This window comes from Bacteroidota bacterium (assembly GCA_016713925.1).
Lineage (GTDB): Bacteria > Bacteroidota > Bacteroidia > AKYH767-A > OLB10 > JAJTFW01.
This window is the reverse complement of the sequence record JADJOH010000008.1, coordinates 966,916-987,989: the sequence shown is the minus strand read 5'-3', so window position 1 is coordinate 987,989 and position 21,074 is coordinate 966,916. Positions and strand designations below refer to the sequence as shown.

Sequence of the window (21,074 nt, the reverse complement as noted above, 5' to 3'; positions counted from 1 at the left end):
TTTAGAGTTTAACGCATTCAGAAATTCAGATTATCAAGGTCAAAGTTAGTAATTGACTTCACTTTTCAAATTCTGCAGAAAACCGAACTACAGGTATTTTGGGTAATCACACCAGGTCTTCCTGTTTGAGAAATTTAATAATCACTTGCGGGAAGGCGAATTCCCGGAGTCGGTGCAGTGGAATGCTTCGGAGCTCTCCCCGGGGCTTTATCCCGGTATTCAATTTTATTTTCCAGAAATGAACGATCAGTTCCTGATGCGATAGTAAGTGCCGAAAGCGGGAGGGGCGTCCATCGATTTGATTACCTGCAATTGACAATTTAAATGGCAGCTGGATATGCTGTATATCAATATCTTCCCTATCTGCTTCAAAGAGAGGGAGCTCATATAGACCTTCCCAGATATCCTTCTTGTTGCGTCGGCTTATAAAGGTATCGGAACCATGCGTGAAGAAAAAATAATGAAAATAACGTGTCCGCACCTTTGCCCTTTTCTCCTTCACCGGCAGCCGATCGATTTCATTATATATATAGGCATGGCAGGCCATATGGAAAGGACATTCTTCACACAAAGGAGCTTTTGGCTTACAGATTAAAGCCCCCATTTCCATCATTGCCTGATTGTGCTCTGCGGCATGTTTCGGGTCGAAGAGTTCACCGGCCATTTCTGCAAAAACCTTTTTACCAAGGGAGGAATCTATAGGAACAGCTGACCCTGAAAGACGCGACAAAAATCTGAACACATTCCCATCTACGACAGGATGCGGGAGATGGAAGGCAAAAGAGGCAATAGCGGATGCTGTATAATCCCCGACTCCCTTCAGGTTCTTCAACGATTCAAAATCGGCCGGGAATCTCCCATCAAATTGCTGCACGACCTGTAAAGCAGCAGTATGCATATTTCGGGCTCTGGAATAATAGCCCAGGCCCTGCCATAATCGTAAAATTTTGTCAATAGGAGCCTTTGCAAAGTCCCCAATAGTTGGAAAAGATTCAACAAAATTAATGTAGTACGGAAGTCCTTGATCTACACGTGTTTGCTGAAGAATAATTTCCGAAAGCCAGATTTTATATGGATCTGATGTTTCGCGCCAGGGCAATTTCCGGCCATTATTTCGGTACCAATCCCTTAAATTCTTAGAAAACTCCAGTTCTAACATCATATTTTGGACAAAAATAAGCAAGTAATATTTTGTATTTCAGCGGGAAAGCATATCTTTGCAGCCCCGTAAAAGGAAAATTATAATAACCAGTAAAAGATGACAAAAGCAGAATTAGTAAATGAGATCTCTACAAAAACCGGGATCGAGAAGGTAGCTGTTCAGCAGACCGTTGAGTCTATGATGAAAGTTGTTCGCAACTCGCTGATCAATAACGAAAACGTATATCTCCGTGGTTTCGGAAGCTTTATCGTAAAGAAGCGTGCGAAGAAAACCGGACGTATCATCACCAAGAACGCAACGATTATTATTCCGGAACATTACATTCCTGCATTCAAGCCTGCGAAGACTTTCACTGAGCGTGTTAAGAATGCGCACAACAAGAAAACCTTACCTGCTCAATAATCCTGAATGAAAGGTGCACAACTGAGGGTACTTCTCATTTCAGGCACCATTCTGCTTTCCGTTGCTCTTTATTTCGCTCCGTCTCAAATTAATAAACAGGGAAAGGAAGTAAAAGAAGAGAAAGTTGGAAGCAGGGATGAGTTTCAGCCGGACGATTTGTTAAAATCTGCCAGAACATCACTGGACAGCAATGAGACAAAGAATTTGGATTTCTTTGAGGCATCTCTCAAAAAGAATGGCGGCAAGGATACCGTATTATTAGATGGTATTGGTCGTTTATGGGATCGCAACGGAGTTCCTGCTGCTTCAGCCATTTGGTTTGAGCGAAAAGCGGAAATAGTTCAAAGTGAGCAGTCTTATCTGGATGCCGCTTATCGCTACTTCGATTCCTTTAGAATGGCAAATGACACGGTAGTCAGATCCATTTTAGTAGGGAAGGCCATCTCCAATTATGAAAAGGTGCTGGAGATAAACCCGGCGAATCTGAATGCCAAAACCGATCTCGGCGCCTGTTATGCCGACGGAACAAATGAACCCATGAAAGGGATCTTGTTATTACGGGAAGTAATAACAGCCGACCCCAATCACGAAATGGCTCAATACAATTTAGGGATGCTCTCTGTTAAATCAGGACAACTTGACAAGGCCATTGAGCGTTTCAATAAAGTGCTGGCGATAAACCCAAAGCGAAATGAAATTCATTTCTTCCTTGGACAAGTGTTATTGCAAAAAGGAGACACGGCTGCTGCTGTGAGTTCCTATGAAACATTCATAAAGAATGCAAATTATGATGTTTCAGATGTCATTAAATTAGTGGAAGAGTTAAAGAAAAAACCTTCCTGAAAAATACTATAAGTTAGAATACTAAAAACATTTAATCATGCCATCAGGAAAAAAACGTAAGCGTCATAAAATGGCGACTCACAAACGTAAGAAGCGTTTAAGGAAAAATCGTCATAAGAAGAAAAACAGGTAGGCCCTTTTCGGGCTGAAGGACCTGCTGTACTTTTTAAAAGGTACAGCAGGTCATATTTGCTATTGCTTTTTCAAAAAAGGTAAGCTAGCTGCTGGAATTTAATTTTTTAATTTTATTAGAATTTCAGTTCTCAGCAACGCTTCAACAGGCATACTGCATTGAACAGCGAACTGATCATCGATTCGTCTACCTCCGAGGTAAACATTGCCCTCGTTGAGAACAAACTGCTCGTAGAGTTAAACAAAGAGAAGAAAGAAAACAACTTCTCTGTGGGAGATATCTACCTGGGCCGTGTGAAGAAGATCATGCCTTCTTTGAACGCTGCCTTTGTGGATATCGGATACGAGAAGGATGCTTTTCTGCATTATCTCGATCTGGGCTCACAAGTGCAATCCCTCATTAAGTTTATGAAACATACGCAGAGCGGAAGCCAGGCTGAAGCGCTGCTGAATAATTTTGAAATCGAACCGGATATTCACAAGGCGGGTAAGGTCAATCAAATCCTTAATCCGAATATGAATATTATCGTTCAGATCGCGAAAGAGCCCATCTCCAGCAAAGGTCCTCGCATTACTTCTGAAGTATCTTTTGCAGGACGATATGTAGTACTTGTACCCTTTTCGGATGTGGTTTCTGTTTCCCAAAAAATTAAAAGTTCCGCCGAAAGGTTACGTCTCAAGCGCCTTGCAACGAGCATCAAGCCACGCAACTTTGGCATCATAGTACGCACGGTTGCTGAAGGGAAGAAGGTAGCAGACCTTGACCGGGATGTTCAGGATCTGGCTTCCAAATGGATGTCACTGCATGAGCAGCTGAAAACATCAGCACCTCCGTCAAAGCTACTCGGTGAAATTGACCGTGCCTCCACCATCCTCCGCGACCTTCTCAGTCCAAACTTCAATGCGATACATGTCAATGATGTTCGTGTAGCAGAAGAGATAAAATCCTATATCAGAGGTATCGCTCCCGACCAGGTGGATATTGTGAAGATGTACAAAGGCAAGATGCCTATTTTCGAACACTTCGGCATTGACAAACAGATAAAATCCCTATTTGGCAAGACCGTAAATATGGCCGGTGGTTCCTATCTGATCATCGAGCATACCGAGGCGATGCACGTGATTGATGTGAACAGCGGTGGCCGCAACAAAGGCAGTGGTGATTCACAGGAGAGCAACGCTTTCCAAACGAATCTCATGGCAGCTAAGGAAATTGCACGTCAGTTACGCATGCGCGATATGGGTGGAATCATTGTCATCGACTTCATCGATATGCGCAATACGCTCCATCGGAAAGAACTCTTCGACACCTTGAATGCGGAGATGAAGCAGGACCGGGCTCGTCATACCATTTTGCCTCCAACAAAATTTGGTCTTGTTCAAATCACACGGGAGCGTGTACGACCGGTTACCGATATCATTACCGTAGAGAAATGTCCGGCCTGTGATGGTACCGGCGAGATCAAAGCTTCTCTCCTGCTCCTTGACGACATTGAAAACAATCTTCGCTATTTATGCCAGGAGCAAAATGAAAAAGGACTTACCCTTCAAACGCATCCTTACGTCGCAGCCTTTCTGAAAAAAGATTTTTGGACAATGAAATCCTTCCAATGGCAATGGCGTAAGAAATTTAAACGCTGGATTAAAGTTGAACCCATATCCGCTTATCATATCATGGAATTTCATTTTTTGAATCAGCAGGGGGAAGAGATTAAGTTGTAGATTTTCATAAATAATTATCAAATTATCTTTTGCCAACTTTTATCCATAATTACCATTGAAAATATTTTTTCAGGAACGCTTATTTGGTCACAAATGTGACGAGATTACCGCTCCACCTTAATGCCCATCAATAAAATATCATCTATCTGATCCATCCTTCCTTTGTACTCATTATGATAACGAAGGAAATTTTCCTGTTGTTCTTTCAACGATTTCCCACGTTGCAGCATGACAATTTCCTTGAATTTCTTTCTGGTAAGTTTCTTCCCCAGTTCGCCCCCAAACTGGTCGGCATACCCATCGCTGAACAGATAAATGACATCTCCTTTTTCAATATGAATTTTATGATTCGTATACGGAAAACGATTTACCACCTGACCGATAGGCTGCTTGTCCGGTTTAAACTCCATTAATTCATATACAGCACCTTCTCTGGCAATCCATAACGGGCAATTCGCCCCCGACCAATACAATTCACGCGTCTTCCTGTTAAATGCACAGAGACTTGCCTCCATTCCATCCTTCACTTCTCCACTGATCCCTAAACTGTCTACTATGATTTCTGCCACCTTATCGAGGATCAATGAAGGTTTGACCAGACCATATTCATTTACCGCTCTGCTGAGGGCGTTAATGCACAAGATGCTGATCAGTGCACCCGGCACTCCATGACCGGTACAATCACATCCTGCGAATAAAACCCAATCCTCCGATGTTTCTACCCAGTAAAAATCTCCCGAAACAATATCTTTTGGAAGGAATAGAATAAAATTTTCACCCAGATGTTCTTCTATCTTCTGCTGTGAGGGTAACAATGCCGTCTGAATTCTTTTCGCATAATTAATGGAATCTACTAAGGCCTTCTTCTCCGTTTGAATGACTTCCTTCTCCCGCTTTAAATCCAGTGTTCGTGACTCAACATGTGTAGAAAGAAAATGCTGCTGAACGATACTGAAAAGATCCTTAAACTTTATCTTAAGTCCGCTGACAGAAATATTCACCGGGGAGCCATAATTCTTGTATTCATACTCGAGCCATGATCGCTTGAACAAGGTCCGTTGATTTTTTATGTAGCGATCCGGATTCTTCACCTTCACCGTGATACATTCCGAAAATAAAATTTTAGTACTGTTGATCTCTATTATATCCTGCCAGAAAATCATTCCCGCTGAAACCAGTCCGGAGTTATCTAATATTCCAAGCTTATTGATGACAAGTCCGGGGCCTTTTTAGTATACTTCTTAAGTGCAATAAGCGATAAATATGCAAATACAGAAGTCAAAAACAAATTCATGATAACAATAAACAACGACTCAAAGGAGAAAGATCCATTCTCCACTATTTCATTATAAATATTCTTTAGAAAGTTAAAAGTGAGAAGCAGAGAAGGAATCAGCACAAGTGCGACTGAACTCTTCTTTGAATCTATCTCTACATCCTTTAATGGCGCCATTGGTCTGAACTATTTGACCAATAAAAATAGATAAAAACACATAGCGACCATCCTCAATTACGTTTCTTCTGTTGATTTAGTGCTATTTATATATTATCCGTAAATAACAAAGTATTAAATGAAGCTATATTGATTCCGATTTCAAAAAAGAAGAGGCCACTTAAAACTAAATTAACGCAGGAAAGAAATCACCGTATCAAGGTCATATTCAGACACAATAAATGCACATATGCATCTGACTATAACTGCAGAAAAAATTTCAGGAGCAGTTGCTCCTACAACGGCAACTCACAAACCTTTCTTTGCGAATAACGCTGTTATTTTCTTAGGGTTCCAGTTGATCTTATATGCGAACTCGAGATTTATAAAACTATAGGAATCTGTAATTGCGGGATTTCCTCTTCTGGATGTCCGGGGCCCTACCATACCGTCTGTTCCAAGTCCGGTGGGATCACTGATGTACTTAGCGAGTTCCTGTTTAACGGGGTCACCCGGAAATTGCTGTTCAATCTGCTTGTAAGTCGCATAGGCATCACTGGCATCATCGAGGTAATCTGTGAAGAATTTATAGTAACCAAACTCCAACGAGAGTGTAATGTTCTTATCCAGACCATAACGAAAACCTACCGCCAATGGAACGCCCAAATGCCAGGGACTATACATTTTCTTTGAAGGGTTAGATTCATCATAAGCGCCCTGACCTTCGTTACGCCAATCGATCAGATCCGTTTCATATTTTCCATCCTTCTCGATAACATTGCCGCTTCCTGTAGACTGTGCAGCATCGCGTATGGTACCATCGGTCCAGAAATGGTATCTGTTTGCAATATCAATATCACCACTGAATAAATCCGCTTTCGGGCGACCATAGTACACCCCGATACCTGTGTAAGCAAATAATGCAAGACTCTGTTTATGCAGCGGGAGGCGACGATTGGGATAATAAGTATAACTGATATGAGAGGAGAAACCATAAATATCATTGCGAAAATTCAATCCTCGCCCATAGTTACGCAATTCCGTCCCGCTCTTTCCATCCACCGGACTAGTTTCATCATATTGAATACGATGCCAGCTCAAACGGGCTTCGATATTTATTGGCGAATACTTCATACCGGTAATTTCCCGGGGTGAAATAAAATTGCGAACCGTTATGGCCATACCGGGGCTCATCGAACTTTTTTGAAAAAATTCATCATTACCCAGGTCACCAAAATAATTAGTTGTCCCTCCGGCAAGTCCGATATCCAGCGATTGTTGGGCGTGAAGGGAACAAGTAACGAATAAGAAAACAAATAGTATATATCCTTTTTTCATGGCCTTAGATTTGCCTCTAAGTTAAAAACCTTATTCAATCCATCGACATCGTTCTAAATAAATTAACTGACATTTCTTTGAATAATTCAAAAACATAGGTGGAAGAACAACTTTATAGGGCATAGGATCGAAGCTCTTCCTCTGCCAGACCTGAATGAAAACCAATTTTTACACGATCCTTGATATCCGGTGCTTCATTTAACTGCTGTAAGGCATCAAAAATCAATATGATCTCCTCCGAATTTCTTTCAATTTTAGATTCCAGAAAATCGATTTTTGAAGAGAGTTCCTCGTGCACACTCAGGATTTCTCTCAGGCGAACATATACCCTCATAATTCTTATGTTGACCTCTATAGCAACTTTGCTATTCAGCACGCTCGAGAGCATGAGAACGCCATGTTCAGTAAAGACATAAGGTAAATACCGTCTTCCTCCTTTTGAAGAAATTTCATCCGATCCCGCATTTTTGACGAGGGACCGCGGACTTCCGGATGCTACAGGAATCATTGAGGTCGCATTTTGCGACCTCAATGATTCTACCTCATCTTCAGTCAGTTGGAACATGAAATCGGCAGGAAACCGATAAGGATTTCGCTTTACCTGTTCATTCAACCTTTTCGTTGGAATACCATATAAGGTAGCCAGATCCTGGTCCAACATGACCTTGCATCCGCGAATAATATAAATGCTGCGGATCAGTTCGTTTTCTTCAACTTGTCTATTTTCCATACTGATTTTCATTTAACTTTTCTTTGCCAGCACAGCCGCCTTTTTAATCACCCTTGTATCTCCATCAATATGGAACATCTCGAGAACTACCACATATATACCCGCACCCTGCAGTCCTCCCTGATCTGAAAGTCCATCCCAAATCCAAAACCCTTCACCACCTATAAGTTCCTGCTGTGTGAGCTTACGTACAGGAATTCCAAATTCGTTATAGATAGAAAGTGCCACCATGTAGCCGGGTCGTGATGGTTTACAGGAGATGCCCAGTACATCATGATAACCGTCGTTATCGGGTGAGAATAACTCAGGTGCGAGATTGAGCCATTGCTCGTCCAACTTTTTTGGATCATAATATTGTGAATTGAGGGCACAAGGGCTTGCAAACCCGAGATTTTCTGCCGCACTATGCCAATTGCTACTATCATTTACCGCACCCAAAAGAGAGATACGCTCCAGAGAAACCCCCTCGGGATCACTTAAAAGCTTGAAATGAAAATCATCCTTATAATGAAAACGTTCCAGCTCACTGAATGAAGAATTCAGCAAGACGACAATGCCTTCATCATCATTGAATGAAGGAAGACTACTTTCAATTAATTGCCTGATATCCCCTATTGAATAACGTTTAAGAAGATCCGAATTATCTGAAGTCGTCGCAGCAAAATCTCCAGGTAAGAGCAAACGGGACTCCAATGAAAATGGCAGAATGTCATCCACAATCCCTGTAAGTGGGTCTGCGTGTGCAATTCTTAGTAGGGAAAGATCTACACTATGATCACCGATATTTTGGATCTCAACAAAATCACTACCATCATCAACCGGATTAAACAAAATTTCATTTATAATAATATCACCGGGTCGGATTGAATCAGGAATAGAGAACTGAAGTGAATTCCATCTCTTGATTATATTGCCTGCACAATCCTGAATGGACGGGTCAAAAGAAAGGGTATAGAAAACATCAGGTTGAAAAGGCATATTGAATTTTAAAGTAAAACACGATTGTTCTTCCAAGAAAAATATGGAAGAAGGTTCTCCTATACCATCAATTACATTATAGAGTTGAACATGGTTTGACGAAACACTATCTACGGCTTCACTAAAACAAACTTTCAAAGTAGTACTATCCTCAGGAAAAGCAAAGACCGGCCATGGAGCAATGGTATCACTGAAAAACCCTGCTTTTGAATTTACGCGACCAGGTGTTCCTCCTGAAGGATCATGACTAGCGGCCCAATTGTTTCTATCACTGCAGGGAAAATCCGCATCAATACGTTCCAGCGACCATCCCTTATCATCCCGCAATGGATCCTTGTACATCGAAACATCATATTGAATAATATCCAGAGTACTTCCATTCGCATCAATAATTTTCAATCGGTCGCCATCATTATTCAGCGTTGGAAATCCACTAACACCCTTCATTCCCGAATATCCGGCTGCATGAAAAAATGACACCACACTACTTTCAGTGTAAGCTCTATATTGGCCAGGGAAAATGGTATCCTGCGGCAGGTAGGCGTCAGTACTACCATCGCTGAGCTTATATCCTGATAGAAGTATTACCTTCTGACTTCTGTTATAAATTTCCAGATATTCATAGGGAGGTAATGTGGGAGCAGAAGTAGGATCAGACATAATTTCCGTAATGACCAGATCCGAAACGGCAGCAGGTGATGCAATGAACAATTGAATCGATTGGGTATCCGGACTTACATTTCCATGCGAATCCATTATACCATGAACATTCAATTGATAGATACCGTTTGAGGAAAAAGCCTGTGAAAACAACAGTAAAATTGTTTTTGAATTTGTTGAATCCACACGCACCGACATCGGCTGACTCCCCCCATCAATAATATAATGCTGAGTATTAACCGCTGAAACACTATCCGGTTCTTCGTCGAAAATGACAGAGATAAGAGAATCGCTGCCGATAGCTGCAGTAATGATTCGGGGCGGGATCGTATCGTATAAATAAGCCCCGGCGTACACATCATCCAGAAAAAACTTATCGGCATTGCTGGAGGTATAGATACATTTCCAGCCGGTATAAGGTCCGGGTTGAATACTATTCTCCAATCCACTACTCTGAAAATAGAATGCTTCCCCTCCGGCATAATCAACCCATAATTCCCATTGTCCCGACGGCAACCGCAGCACCCTTATCCGGATATCAAAAGGAGATGCGATCAGACTATCTGTTGCACGTGTGATGAGACTGATAGACGTTCCTATCTGCTTATATAAGGCTACTGCATCTGCCGAACCCGATTCACCGAATTGCAGAAAATATCCTGATAAGGGACTTTTCAGATCGTCAGAATCGGAACAGAGATAATAGCGAGCATAATTAAATCCGGAAGGAGCGAAATCGAGCCGGATCTTAAACCTCCATTCCATGGTATCCAGTACTTGTATACCGTCTGTTATAAGGAAGGACGAGTCGCTGCCGGTGCTGTTCAGTTTCAACACTTCATTCATCACCACAAAGGCTGCGGAATCTCCGGTCCACAACCTCCCATTGTTGAAATCCCCATCACTGAAGTCGTCTACCACCTGTGACATCACCGTACCCGGCAAGCACAAGCTCAACAAACTCAACATTATCCGGCAAGCGATCGATCCCTTCATTACTTTTGTTGCACAAAGGACGTATGGTGCCGGGGACCTAGTCGTATAATAAACGCTTATACCCGTTTACTAACGGCTACAGGATTTAATTCACTGAAAAACAATATCAATAATTAAACATGAAAGTTGCAGTTGTTGGAGCTACAGGACTGGTTGGCACCAGAATGATACAATTATTGGAACAAAGAAACTTTCCCGTGAAGACCTTTATTCCGGTGGCTTCTGAAAAATCTATTGGCCGAAAAGTAAGTTTCAAGGGAAAAGAATATGCGGTCTTGACACCGGCAGAGGCTGTTTCATTAAAAGCGGATCTGGCCCTTTTTTCTGCGGGCGGACAAACATCCATTGAATGGGCGCCGCTATTTGCCGCTGAAGGAACCACCGTCATCGACAATTCTTCAGCCTGGCGGATGGATCCCGGGAAAAAATTAATCGTTCCGGAAGTAAATGGACATGTATTGACTGCAAGTGATAAAATCATTGCGAATCCGAATTGTTCCACCATACAAATGGTACTTGTTCTTAAACCCCTTCATGACAGATATAAAATAAAAAGGGTAGTTGTATCTACTTATCAGTCTGTAAGCGGGACTGGAGCCAAAGCCATAGAACAGTTGATGGCCGAGCGAAACCAACAGCCTGCAAACAGGGTATATCCGCATCCGATAGATTTGAACATTTTGCCTCAGATCGATGTATTTCAGGATAACGGCTATACCAAGGAAGAAATGAAAATGGTAAAAGAGACCTGCAAGATTATGGGAGACGACAGCATCCGTGTAACGGCAACGGCTGTCCGCGTTCCGGTGATAGGAGGCCATTCAGAAAGTGTCAATATTGAATTTGAAAAAGATTTTGAACTGACATCACTCCGCCAATTGCTCAGCGACTCCCCCGGCATTATCGTTCAGGATGATCCTTCGAAGGCTTTTTACCCCATGCCCTTGTATGCTGAGGGAAATGATGAAGTTTTTGTGGGACGTATCCGCCGGGATGAAACGCAGGCCAACACGCTCAACTGCTGGATCGTTGCCGATAACCTGCGAAAAGGCGCCGCAACGAATGCGATTCAGATTGCAGAATTGTTGATTAAGAACAAGTTTATCGGTATGTCGCTACATACCCCGTAACGACAGGTCGCGACCTGTCGTTACCGGGTATATGTAACGACAGGTCGCGACCTGTCGTTACGGAGAAGTAGCGACAGGTCGCGACCTGTCACTACTTCCCCAGCAAGGCCACCGGATTCGACAATCCCGAATATTTAGTAAGGTCCATTCGAATGGATCCAACCAGGATTTCTGCCTTTGCTGAAACGGGGATCCTGTTTTTATCGTCAGACACCCATACGGTCATACCTTCTTTCTCTTTAAACACACGTCCTTCCAACAGGTAAGGCTTGAATACAATACAATTGAATGTGCCTGCCTTGGTTTTCACCTTTTCCTTACCGGTATATTTAATTACCATCGGGAATACTTCATCGTCGAGATAACAGTTAATCTGGAAGGTATCTCCGACCGCGGCATGTGTCAGATCAATAGTTCGTGCATAGTAGAAGGCAGAAATAAGATCCTGAACCTGTCCGGGAGTACTTATCGTTTTCTTCTCACTGGTAGCTGTAGATTTGAAATGATTGAAGCTGACATTTTGTTTTTTCGAATAGCCACCTTCTTCAATTCTGCGAATAAACAGCCAGGGAATCATGGCTTCCGCATCAATATAACTTTCATAATGATCGCGCACTTTGAAGAACCAATCAAATGCTCCCACTGATTTTCCGGTTCCAACGACGCGGTAACATTGACGTCCTCCTACGGTTTTTACAACAGGATCTACTTCTAATTTTGCTACTCCGGCATCAATAAATCCGTAGTGAATTCTATATTCTAATACTTCACTCGGACCAAATGCACGGTTTTCAACTTTGCGTAATGGTGTTTGCGCTACTGTAAAAAACGGCAGGGTAAGTGCGAGTAAAGTAGCGATGATGAGTTTTTTCATTCTTGTTTTGTGTTGTTTGGGTCACTATCATCTTGCAAATCCTGTTCCAAAGATCCCATGGCAGCTTCCGGATCAACAGTACCTTCGATGTGAAACGTTCCGGATTCATCTTCCTCGAAAGCGGCTGCTCCGGGTTCTTCATCCACCGGGACATCGATATGATCCATCAAATCTGCCGGTGTACCTATTTCATTATCAGCAATATGTAAGTCCTTGAGCTTCGGGAGATCCTTCACGGATTTCAGTCCGAAATGGTCCATAAAATTCTTACTTGTGGCATAAAGCAAGGGTTTTCCGGGTCCGTCACCTTTACCACTGATTATTATTAGTTCTTTCTCAAGCAGCTTTTGAATACTATAATCGCAGTTAACACCACGAATATGCTCTATCTCTGACTTAGAAAGAGGTTGTTTATAGGCGATTATGGCCAATGTTTCTAGCGCAGCAGTACTTAAACGACGTCTGGCTTTAATCTGTAACAGCGTATTGACGGCATGATGATATTCCTTTTTTGTCAGGAACTGGTAGCCATCTGCAATCTCAATCAGCTCAAAAGAGAAGTCTTCTGATAAATATTTCTCCTTTAATTCAGAAATGAGGCTATGAAACTGGTCTTTTTTCAATTCCCAGCCATAAACGGATTTCAGGCATGACAAAATTTCATCTCCGGTTATTGGTTGTTCGGAGGCGAAAATGAGTGCTTCTATATGTTGAAGTAAGAGTTGCATGGTTGACTAAATTCTATTTATTTATTTAAAACTAATAATTGACCTTATGAGGAGACCTGACAAAGGATGATTAGGTCACCACGTTTACTATCCTGCCGGGGACAACAATCACCTTTTTTGGCGTTCCCGAGATAAATTTACTCATTTCTTCTGAGCTTAGAACGCTTTTTTCTACCTCTTCCTTGTTCAACTGCAAAGAAAGATTGATTTTAAATTTCACTTTCCCATTGATCGAGACCGGATATTCAAACTCATTCTCCACCAAATACTCTTGTTTCCATTCGGGAAATGCCGCCAGGGTTACACTTTCTGCATGACCCAGCAACTGCCATAATTCCTCCGCAAAATGTGGTGCATAGGGGAAATAAGCACGACCAATGGTTCCAGTATCGCCCGCTTGTTGCATTTGAGATCGGTCAATTCATTCACACAAATCATAAAAGCGCTCACGGTGGTATTGAATGAAAAACGCTCCACATCTTCCTCCACCTTTTTGATGGTCTTATGCAGGATCTTCCATTCGGCAGCAGAAGGAGCTTCATCACTCAGCATGAAATTCCCTTCTTTACTGTGATACATCCTCCACCAGCGACGCAGGAAATTATGGACGCCGTTTATACCTTGCGTGCTCCAGGGCTTACTTTGCTCCAGCGGCCCCAGGAACATTTCATAAAGACGTAATGTGTCGGCACCGTATTCTTCGATGATGTCATCTTGTTTAAACTTATAGTTTCTTTCAAAATCCCCTTCCTTACATCATCTCGACTTATGACCATTTAATTTAGACTTTGCATCTTCTCAACCTCGGTGTAACCCAAACCTTTGCCTCTTTAAATTACCATTAAACACGCCACAATTGTTTTTGTCCCCAATTTAACCCCTAGGGAAATCCCCTATTTCGCTTGGGGGGGGGGGGGGGGTCGGCTTTCGCCCCCCCCCTTTTAAAGAATGCTTTCCATAATTACCATCAGGACACATCAATTCAATAAATAAAGATTTGCAGGCAATTACTTACTGTATCTCGTAATCCTTCAGTAGTATAATTTTAAACAAGCTAGATTTCAATAAACATGGTGATTCTTACCAAGGTCTCCAACAGCAATCATAAACCAAATTTCTTTTTTTTGATGCCATTTAGGACTCTGATTCTACAAACGCACTCACTCCCTGAATCATCCCCTGATTGATGAGCTTTTTTGCGGGTTCACCGAAAGGAATCAATCCCAGATCATGGAGGAACTTGGTCCAGAAGCGCACGTAGAGGAGATGACCGGTGGCATGTTCAGCGCCTCCGAGATAAAAATCTACTTGCTCCCAGTAATTGACGGCCTCTTTCGATACAAATTCACTTTTGTTATTGGCATCCATATAGCGCAAAAAATACCAGCTGGAGCCGGCCCAACCGGGCATGGTTGTACTTTCGTAATCATATTCTCCTTTGTACTTCCAGTCTATTGCTCTTGCCAGTGGGGGTTCTCCACTCTCCGTAGGCTGAAACTTATCGATCTCAGGCAATACCAATGGCAATTCCGAAGCATCTAACGTATGCGGTATACCGTCTTTGTAATAGACCGGAATGGGCTCACCCCAATACCGTTGGCGACCAAATGCTGCATCCCGGAGGCGATAATTCACCTGGCCTTGACCTATAGAAAGTCTTTCAATTTCAAGTATTGCTTCTTTGATGGCCTGTTTTACAGCTAATCCATTGAGAAATCCTGAATTGACCAGAATTCCCTCTTTGGGTGTATAGGCTTCCATGGAGATATCGCCGCCACTCACTACTTCCTTAACAGGCAAATCAAAATGTTTGGCGAAAAGAAAATCGCGCTGATCATGTCCGGGGACTGCCATTACGGCACCGGTACCATATCCTGCAAGCACATATTCTCCAATCCAAACCGGTATATGTTCACCAGTAAAAGGATGTAAAACATAGGCACCGGTAAACTGACCACTTACCTTCTTTACATCCGCTTGTCGTTCCCGCTCGGACTTATTGGTAGCATGTTTTACATATTCCTCCACTGCAGTTCGGTACTCCGGCAACGTTATCTTGTTGACGAGATCGTGCTCTGGAGCCAGGGTAACAAATGAAACGCCGAACACCGTATCAGGACGGGTGGTAAACACTTCCATCCACGCATCGTGATCCACCACCTTAAAACGAATGGATGTTCCTTCCGATTTTCCAATCCAGTTGCGTTGAGCTTCCTTCACTGACTCCGGCCAGTCCAGATTATCCAAATCCTGCAAAAGACGATTGGCGTAAGCGGTGATACGAAGGCTCCATTGCTTCATCATCTTTTTCTCTACCGGATAGCCTCCGCGTTCTGAGACACCATCTTTCACCTCATCGTTGGCCAATACAGTACCTAAAGCAGGACACCAGTTCACCCAGGCGTCGCTGAGGTAGGCCAGACGAAAATTCAGCAGAATGTCCGATTGTTCCTTTTCAGACATTTCCTTCCAGTCTGCAACAGAAAAGGAAGGGACATTCTTTTCGATATCTCCGGTGAGATATTGAGGTTGATTACAATTAAATCCTTCCGTTTCAAAAAGGCGAATGAGATTTTCAATGGGCTCAGCCTTTTCCGTCAAACAATTGAACCAGGAATGAAATAATTTTATGAAAATCCATTGTGTCCAGCGATAATACTCCGGTTCACAGGTTCGGATCTCTCTTGACCAGTCGTAGGAAAAACCAATTTTATCTAACTGTTCACGATACCGTTTGATATTTTGCTCTGTTGTAATTTTAGGATGCTGGCCGGTTTGAATAGCATATTGCTCGGCAGGAAGTCCGAAAGCATCGTAGCCCATCGGATGCAACACGTTAAAACCCTTAAGGCGTTTATAACGGGCCACAATATCAGAGGCAATATAACCTAAGGGGTGACCAACATGTAAGCCGGCACCTGAAGGATAAGGAAACATATCCAGCACATAATACTTCTTCTTGCCCGGCGTTTCAACAGTGCGATAAGTGCTATTTGCCCGCCAATAGCGTTGCCATTTATCTTCTATTTCCCGGAAATTATAATCCATAATACAGGTTTCAATGAGGGGGTACGAAGTTAGTAAAAAGAGGGGGTGAATAATTCTTATAAAAGTGCAGAATCACCCCACCCATAATTTTATACTTTTGCAGCAATCAATGACAGAGGAAAAAAAACTGGTTAGAAAAACCCAACAAGCTTCCCGCCTATCCACGGTGGTGAGTATCTCCTTGGTTCTCTTTTTATTAGGTGCTTTGGGAATTATGCTCTTACATGCCGATAAGCTCAGCACGTATGTCAAAGAAAATATTGAGGTCTCCCTGATCCTCAAGCCGGAAGCTGATAGTCTGGCCATCAATGATTTAATAACAAGGATTCAATCCAATAATTCTATAAAGAGCACCCGATTAATCACAAAAGACGAGGCTGCAGCGACATTAAAGAAGGATCTGGGAGAAGATTTTCTCAATTTTCTAGGGTACAACCCTTTGTATCCAACACTAGACGTCCGTTTAAAAGCGGAATATGCGAATGAAGAGAATATTGAAAGCTTTATTTCCTCTGTCAAAGCTCATCCGGTTGTAAAGGAAGTGCAGTATCAACCTTCGCTTGTAGAAAGCATCAACCGAAATCTGAAAACGATCACCTGGATCATGTTAACCTTTAGTGCTTTGTTAATCATTGTTTCTGTTGCGTTAATAAACAACACGATTAGAATTTCACTCTACGCGCGCAGACTCCTGATCAAAAGCATGCTGCTGGTAGGAGCCACAAAGAGTTTCATTCGTACCCCTTTTCTCACATTGAGCATCTGGAACGGGCTTATAGGCGGATTCGTTTCCATCTTCCTTTTATCCGGTCTGATGTATCTGGCCTTATTAAAAATACCTGAGCTCACCCTCATCCGCGATTACCGCCTGATGGGTATTGTAGCGATTGGATTAATACTAACAGGCGTATTTCTTTCGCTGATATGCACCTGGTTTGCCGTGAATAAATATCTTCGTTACCGAACAGAGAATCTATATTGATCCAAATATTTCAAAAAACCTGAGTGATAAAAAGCCCGCCGGTGCTAAAACTGCTGTATCAAAAGAGAATATCAACGAAGCCGCCTTTGCTTTCGGAAGGAAAATTACATTTTACTCTTCATCTCCATTGGACTATTGCTGATTGGCTATTTCCTCATGGCAGGAGGAAAGGCAGAAAATCCGAATGTATTCAATGAAGAGGTTTTTAGTTTCAGAAGAATAACCCTTGCACCTATTGTTGTCATGATGGGTTATGCACTTGCCATTTATGCCATTGTGAAAAAGGCGGACTAAACGCCATGACCACAATACAAGCTGTTATACTGGCCATTATTGAAGGTCTCACTGAATTTCTTCCGGTTTCATCCACCGGACATATGATTATTGCGTCTTCTATCATGGGGATTGCTGAAGAACCGTTTACCAAAACATTTACCGTATCTATTCAATTTGGAGCAATACTTTCCGTTGTTGCCTTGTACTACAAACGGTTTTTACAAAGTATAGCTTTTTACAAAAGACTATTTCTTGCATTCCTACCTGCTGCTGTTCTTGGTTTTTTGATGGATGATTTAATTGATATGCTTCTATCGAATGTATTGGTAGTGGCATTCACATTATTGGCAGGAGGGGTTTTGCTTATTTTCATCGATGACTGGATAAAAGGCGGCACCGGAAATTCTGCGCAACAGGTAACTTACAATAAAGCCTTTAAAATCGGAATGTTTCAATGTATTGCGATGATACCGGGCATTTCCAGATCTGCAGCTACTATCATCGGAGGACTCTATTGCAAACTTGACCGAAAAACCGCTGCTGAGTTTTCATTCTTTCTTGCTGTCCCTACGATGTTCGCTGCAACCATTTTCAAAGTATATAAATTTTCAAAAGAAGGTCTTGGGGTATCAGATGAACAGATCAATTTGCTTATCATAGGAAACATTGTAGGATTTATTGTAGCCGCAATCGCCATCCGGTCATTTATCACCTTCCTCACACAGCATGGATTTATGTTCTTTGGATACTATCGTATTATTGTTGGTGTAGGAATTATCGTTTTATACATCATGGGTGTTGATCTGAAGCTGGTTTAAGACAATGAATCAACCCGGTCCTGAAGGAATTGTTTTGTTAATGAATAAGCCACTCGAATGGACTTCTTTTGATGTAGTGAAAAAAGTAAAGTGGATCATAAAAGCTAAAAAAGCAGGGCATGCGGGCACTCTTGATCCACTCGCCACCGGACTTTTAATCATTTGTACGGAGAAGAAAACCAAAACTATTAGTGAAATTCAGGATGCAGAGAAGGAATATACAGGCACATTTTACATCGGAGCAACCACTCCGTCTTTCGACCTTGAAACTGAACGCGACCGGGAATTTCCAATTGAACATCTGAAAGAGGAAAATGTGAGACAAGCCTTTTTGAAGTTTACCGGTGATATCGATCAGATTCCACCCATGCATTCTGCTATTAAAACCGGGGGACAGCGGGCCTATAAAATTGCAAGAAGAGGTGATCATGTTGAATTAAAATCGCGTCGGCTTTTTATTAAAGAATTTGAGTTAACCCGTTGCGAACTTCCGGAGGTTGATTTTAGGATTGTATGCAGTAAAGGAACTTATATCAGAGCTTTAGCCAGAGATATTGGTGAAACACTTGGCGTTGGAGCGCATTTATCTTCACTTTGCAGAACCCGCATAGGACCTTATTTTCTTACAGATGCCTTCACCATCGCAGATCTGGAAGCCAAGTATCCTAAAAACAAATCTTTAGAAAACCTGACGGCTACTCAAAATACTGAAAACCAATAGATTAAATTCAATTAAAGTTTTTACTTGCTGATTTACAGCACATTACCATTGGCACTTTAACGTTCAGGCCTTTAAAAAGCGTATCTTCGCATCCCGAAATAACGGAACCTTACATTAATTCTAACTATGTTAAAGATGATTTTTCATTATCAACTTTAACTTAATACCACCGGCCCGTAAGCTATGAAGTTATCTAAATTCAAATTCGGTTTCAATGAGAAACTGCTTGCCACACATCCTGCTGCTAATCGCGATGAATCAAGGTTAATGGTGATTCACCGTACGACCGGAAAAATCGAACATAAAACCTTTCGTGATATTCTGGGATATTTTGATGATGGCGATGTTCTTGTTTTAAATAACACCAAAGTTTTCCCTGCTCGATTTATATGGAAACAAAGAAAAGACCGGAGCTAAAATTGAAGTTTTCCTTCTCCGGGAATTAAATCCTGACAGCAAGTTATGGGATGTACTTGTTGATCCTGCACGCAAAATCCGTATTGGAAATAAATTGTATTTTGGAGATGATGATATGCTCGTAGCAGAAGTAATTGACAATACTACGTCTCGTGGCCGAACATTAAGATTCCTATTCGACGGCAACTCAGATGAGTTCAGAAATGTTATTGAGCAATTGGGTCATACCCCACTCCCCAAATACATTAAGCGTAAAGCAGAACCTGCCGATAAAGAGAGATACCAAACAGTTTTCGCGAAAAACGAAGGTGCGGTAGCTGCTCCAACTGCGGGACTACACTTTAGTCGTGAATTATTAAAACGACTTGAGCTTAAAGGCGTTAATCTTGCTGAAGTCACTTTACATGTTGGTCTTGGCACATTCCGTCCGGTTGAGGTAGAAGATCTCACCAAGCATAAGATGGATTCCGAGCAATTTTCAGTGGATCAAAAAGCGGTGGATATTGTCAACAAAGCGAAAGCTGCTAAAAAGAATATTTGTGCAGTAGGAACAACGGCCATGAGAGCTATGGAAACCTCTGTGAGTACGATGGGAGAATTAAAACCCAACTCCGGATGGACCAATAAATTTATTTTCCCTCCGTATGATTTCAGTATTGCCAATATGATGATCACCAATTTTCATATGCCGGAGTCTACGCTGCTGATGATGACCACTGCATTTGGCGGATATGATTTAATCATGGAAGCTTATAAAGTGGCCCAAAAGGAAAAATATCGTTTCTTCAGTTATGGTGATGCCATGCTGATTCTGGATTAATGAGAAGGTTTGCCCTACTTGTGGCCGGTGGGCAGGGTACCCGTATGCAGGGAACCCTACCCAAACAGTTTTTACCTCTTGCCGGCGAACCCATTCTTGCACATACCCTTCGCCGTTTTAATCAGGACGACATTGAAATTTTTCTTGTTATGCATGCTGACTATCTCTCCTATTGGGAAGAGACTTGTGAAAACCTTGAAAATATTCCCCGTCATACTTTAGTGCCCGGAGGAAAGACAAGAGCACAATCTGTAGCTGCCGGACTCGCAAAACTGCCGGATGAAGGATGGGTTGCTGTTCACGATGCCGTTCGTCCTTTATGCTCAAGTGAACTTATTTTTAGATTATACAATGCTGCAGCAAAAGAGGGTTCCGCCGTTCCGGTGATCACTTGCAGAGATACGTTAAGACTTCTGACTCCGGATGGTAGTAAAACTGTCCCCAGAGAGCATTACAGATCGGTTCAAACACCGCAGGTTTTTGATATTGAAAAATTAAAAAATGCATTCAAACTTCCCGATTTCGAACACTTTACGGATGAAGCTTCCCTTTTTGAAGCCGCAGGACACAAAGTTCATCTTGAAGCCGGGGAGGAGAGTAACATTAAAATTACATTTCCATCGGATTTGATAGTGGCAGAGGCTGTTCTAAAGGAAATCTGACGTAAAAACTGAGATGATTGGTCATAAATTTGACCACTTTTGGCCCATCCTTTATTATTTTTGTTAAAAGGGGAGAGAATCTGAATGGAATGAGGAGACCAGAGGATGAAACACTGCGCCGGAATGTTCGTACAATAAAATTAACATGGAATTGTTTATAGTCAGGAGATAGGAGACAGAATGAAGTCCCCGAAAAAACTATC

General features: G+C 42.1%; 17 protein-coding genes and 2 pseudogenes. 10 read left to right on the top strand and 9 right to left on the bottom strand.

What is annotated here, in order from left to right:
- Nucleotides 1–106: 106 nt before the first annotated feature.
- Nucleotides 107–1,159, bottom strand: a complete 1,053-nt coding sequence (mutY, locus tag IPJ86_17970) for an A/G-specific adenine glycosylase (GenBank protein ID MBK7889106.1) — start codon at nt 1,157–1,159, stop codon at nt 107–109.
- Between the two features lie 99 nt (nt 1,160–1,258).
- Here mutY and IPJ86_17965 point away from each other — a divergent pair, with 99 nt between their 5' ends.
- From IPJ86_17965 to IPJ86_17955, 3 genes are all read left to right on the top strand, one after another.
- The gene (locus tag IPJ86_17965; protein MBK7889105.1) at nt 1,259–1,564 is read left to right on the top strand and encodes an integration host factor subunit beta; all 306 of its coding nucleotides are present in this window, start codon (nt 1,259–1,261) and stop codon (nt 1,562–1,564) included.
- 6 nt (nt 1,565–1,570) lie between these two features.
- The gene (locus IPJ86_17960; GenBank protein ID MBK7889104.1) at nt 1,571–2,407 is read left to right on the top strand and encodes a tetratricopeptide repeat protein; all 837 of its coding nucleotides are present in this window, start codon (nt 1,571–1,573) and stop codon (nt 2,405–2,407) included.
- A 291-nt stretch (nt 2,408–2,698) separates the two neighbouring features.
- A complete protein-coding gene (locus tag IPJ86_17955) occupies nt 2,699–4,261 on the top strand; it encodes an Rne/Rng family ribonuclease (protein MBK7889103.1) in 1,563 nt (520 codons plus the stop codon).
- Between the two features lie 104 nt (nt 4,262–4,365).
- Here IPJ86_17955 and IPJ86_17950 read toward each other — a convergent pair whose 3' ends face one another.
- From IPJ86_17950 to IPJ86_17935, 4 genes are all read right to left on the bottom strand, one after another.
- Entirely contained in the window at nt 4,366–5,424 is a 1,059-nt protein-coding gene (locus tag IPJ86_17950; GenBank protein ID MBK7889102.1) for a SpoIIE family protein phosphatase, read from the bottom strand.
- Nucleotides 5,425–6,002: 578 nt separating this feature from the next.
- Nucleotides 6,003–7,031, bottom strand: coding sequence for a hypothetical protein (locus IPJ86_17945; GenBank protein MBK7889101.1), 1,029 nt, complete (start codon nt 7,029–7,031; stop codon nt 6,003–6,005).
- A 112-nt stretch (nt 7,032–7,143) separates the two neighbouring features.
- The gene (locus IPJ86_17940; GenBank protein ID MBK7889100.1) at nt 7,144–7,761 is read right to left on the bottom strand and encodes an ORF6N domain-containing protein; all 618 of its coding nucleotides are present in this window, start codon (nt 7,759–7,761) and stop codon (nt 7,144–7,146) included.
- 12 nt (nt 7,762–7,773) lie between these two features.
- Nucleotides 7,774–10,359 carry a lamin tail domain-containing protein gene (locus tag IPJ86_17935; GenBank protein MBK7889099.1) on the bottom strand — a complete coding sequence of 862 codons (2,586 nt, stop codon included), beginning with the start codon at nt 10,357–10,359 and terminating at the stop codon, nt 7,774–7,776.
- Between the two features lie 155 nt (nt 10,360–10,514).
- Here IPJ86_17935 and IPJ86_17930 point away from each other — a divergent pair, with 155 nt between their 5' ends.
- Nucleotides 10,515–11,525: an aspartate-semialdehyde dehydrogenase gene (locus IPJ86_17930; GenBank protein MBK7889098.1), complete on the top strand. Its 1,011-nt coding sequence runs from the start codon at nt 10,515–10,517 to the stop codon at nt 11,523–11,525.
- Nucleotides 11,526–11,616: 91 nt separating this feature from the next.
- On the opposite strand, the gene IPJ86_17925 is transcribed toward IPJ86_17930, so the two are convergent.
- From IPJ86_17925 to IPJ86_17910, 4 genes and pseudogenes are all read right to left on the bottom strand, one after another.
- Nucleotides 11,617–12,399: a DUF3108 domain-containing protein gene (locus IPJ86_17925; GenBank protein ID MBK7889097.1), complete on the bottom strand. Its 783-nt coding sequence runs from the start codon at nt 12,397–12,399 to the stop codon at nt 11,617–11,619.
- Nucleotides 12,396–13,127, bottom strand: coding sequence for an SMC-Scp complex subunit ScpB (gene scpB, locus IPJ86_17920; protein ID MBK7889096.1), 732 nt, complete (start codon nt 13,125–13,127; stop codon nt 12,396–12,398). The genes IPJ86_17925 and scpB overlap by 4 nt, the downstream gene beginning before the upstream one ends.
- A gap of 70 nt (nt 13,128–13,197) precedes the next feature.
- Nucleotides 13,198–13,793, bottom strand: a pseudogene (locus tag IPJ86_17915) (class I tRNA ligase family protein).
- Nucleotides 13,794–14,261: 468 nt separating this feature from the next.
- Nucleotides 14,262–16,175: a leucine--tRNA ligase gene (locus tag IPJ86_17910; GenBank protein ID MBK7889095.1), complete on the bottom strand. Its 1,914-nt coding sequence runs from the start codon at nt 16,173–16,175 to the stop codon at nt 14,262–14,264.
- A 109-nt stretch (nt 16,176–16,284) separates the two neighbouring features.
- On the opposite strand from IPJ86_17910, the gene IPJ86_17905 reads away from it, so the two are divergent.
- The 6 genes and pseudogenes from IPJ86_17905 (at nt 16,285) to IPJ86_17880 (ending at nt 20,871) form a co-directional block, all read left to right on the top strand.
- The gene (locus IPJ86_17905) at nt 16,285–17,157 is read left to right on the top strand and encodes a cell division protein FtsX (GenBank protein ID MBK7889094.1); all 873 of its coding nucleotides are present in this window, start codon (nt 16,285–16,287) and stop codon (nt 17,155–17,157) included.
- A gap of 57 nt (nt 17,158–17,214) precedes the next feature.
- Nucleotides 17,215–17,451, top strand: a complete 237-nt coding sequence (locus IPJ86_17900) for a DUF3098 domain-containing protein (GenBank protein ID MBK7889093.1) — start codon at nt 17,215–17,217, stop codon at nt 17,449–17,451.
- A gap of 5 nt (nt 17,452–17,456) precedes the next feature.
- Nucleotides 17,457–18,251, top strand: coding sequence for an undecaprenyl-diphosphate phosphatase (locus IPJ86_17895; protein ID MBK7889092.1), 795 nt, complete (start codon nt 17,457–17,459; stop codon nt 18,249–18,251).
- Nucleotides 18,252–18,255: 4 nt separating this feature from the next.
- Nucleotides 18,256–18,972, top strand: a complete 717-nt coding sequence (truB, locus tag IPJ86_17890) for a tRNA pseudouridine(55) synthase TruB (protein MBK7889091.1) — start codon at nt 18,256–18,258, stop codon at nt 18,970–18,972.
- 183 nt (nt 18,973–19,155) lie between these two features.
- Nucleotides 19,156–20,209, top strand: a pseudogene (queA, locus tag IPJ86_17885) (tRNA preQ1(34) S-adenosylmethionine ribosyltransferase-isomerase QueA).
- Nucleotides 20,209–20,871: a 2-C-methyl-D-erythritol 4-phosphate cytidylyltransferase gene (locus IPJ86_17880; protein MBK7889090.1), complete on the top strand. Its 663-nt coding sequence runs from the start codon at nt 20,209–20,211 to the stop codon at nt 20,869–20,871. The pseudogene queA and the gene IPJ86_17880 overlap by 1 nt, the downstream one beginning before the upstream one ends.
- Nucleotides 20,872–21,074: the final 203 nt, after the last annotated feature.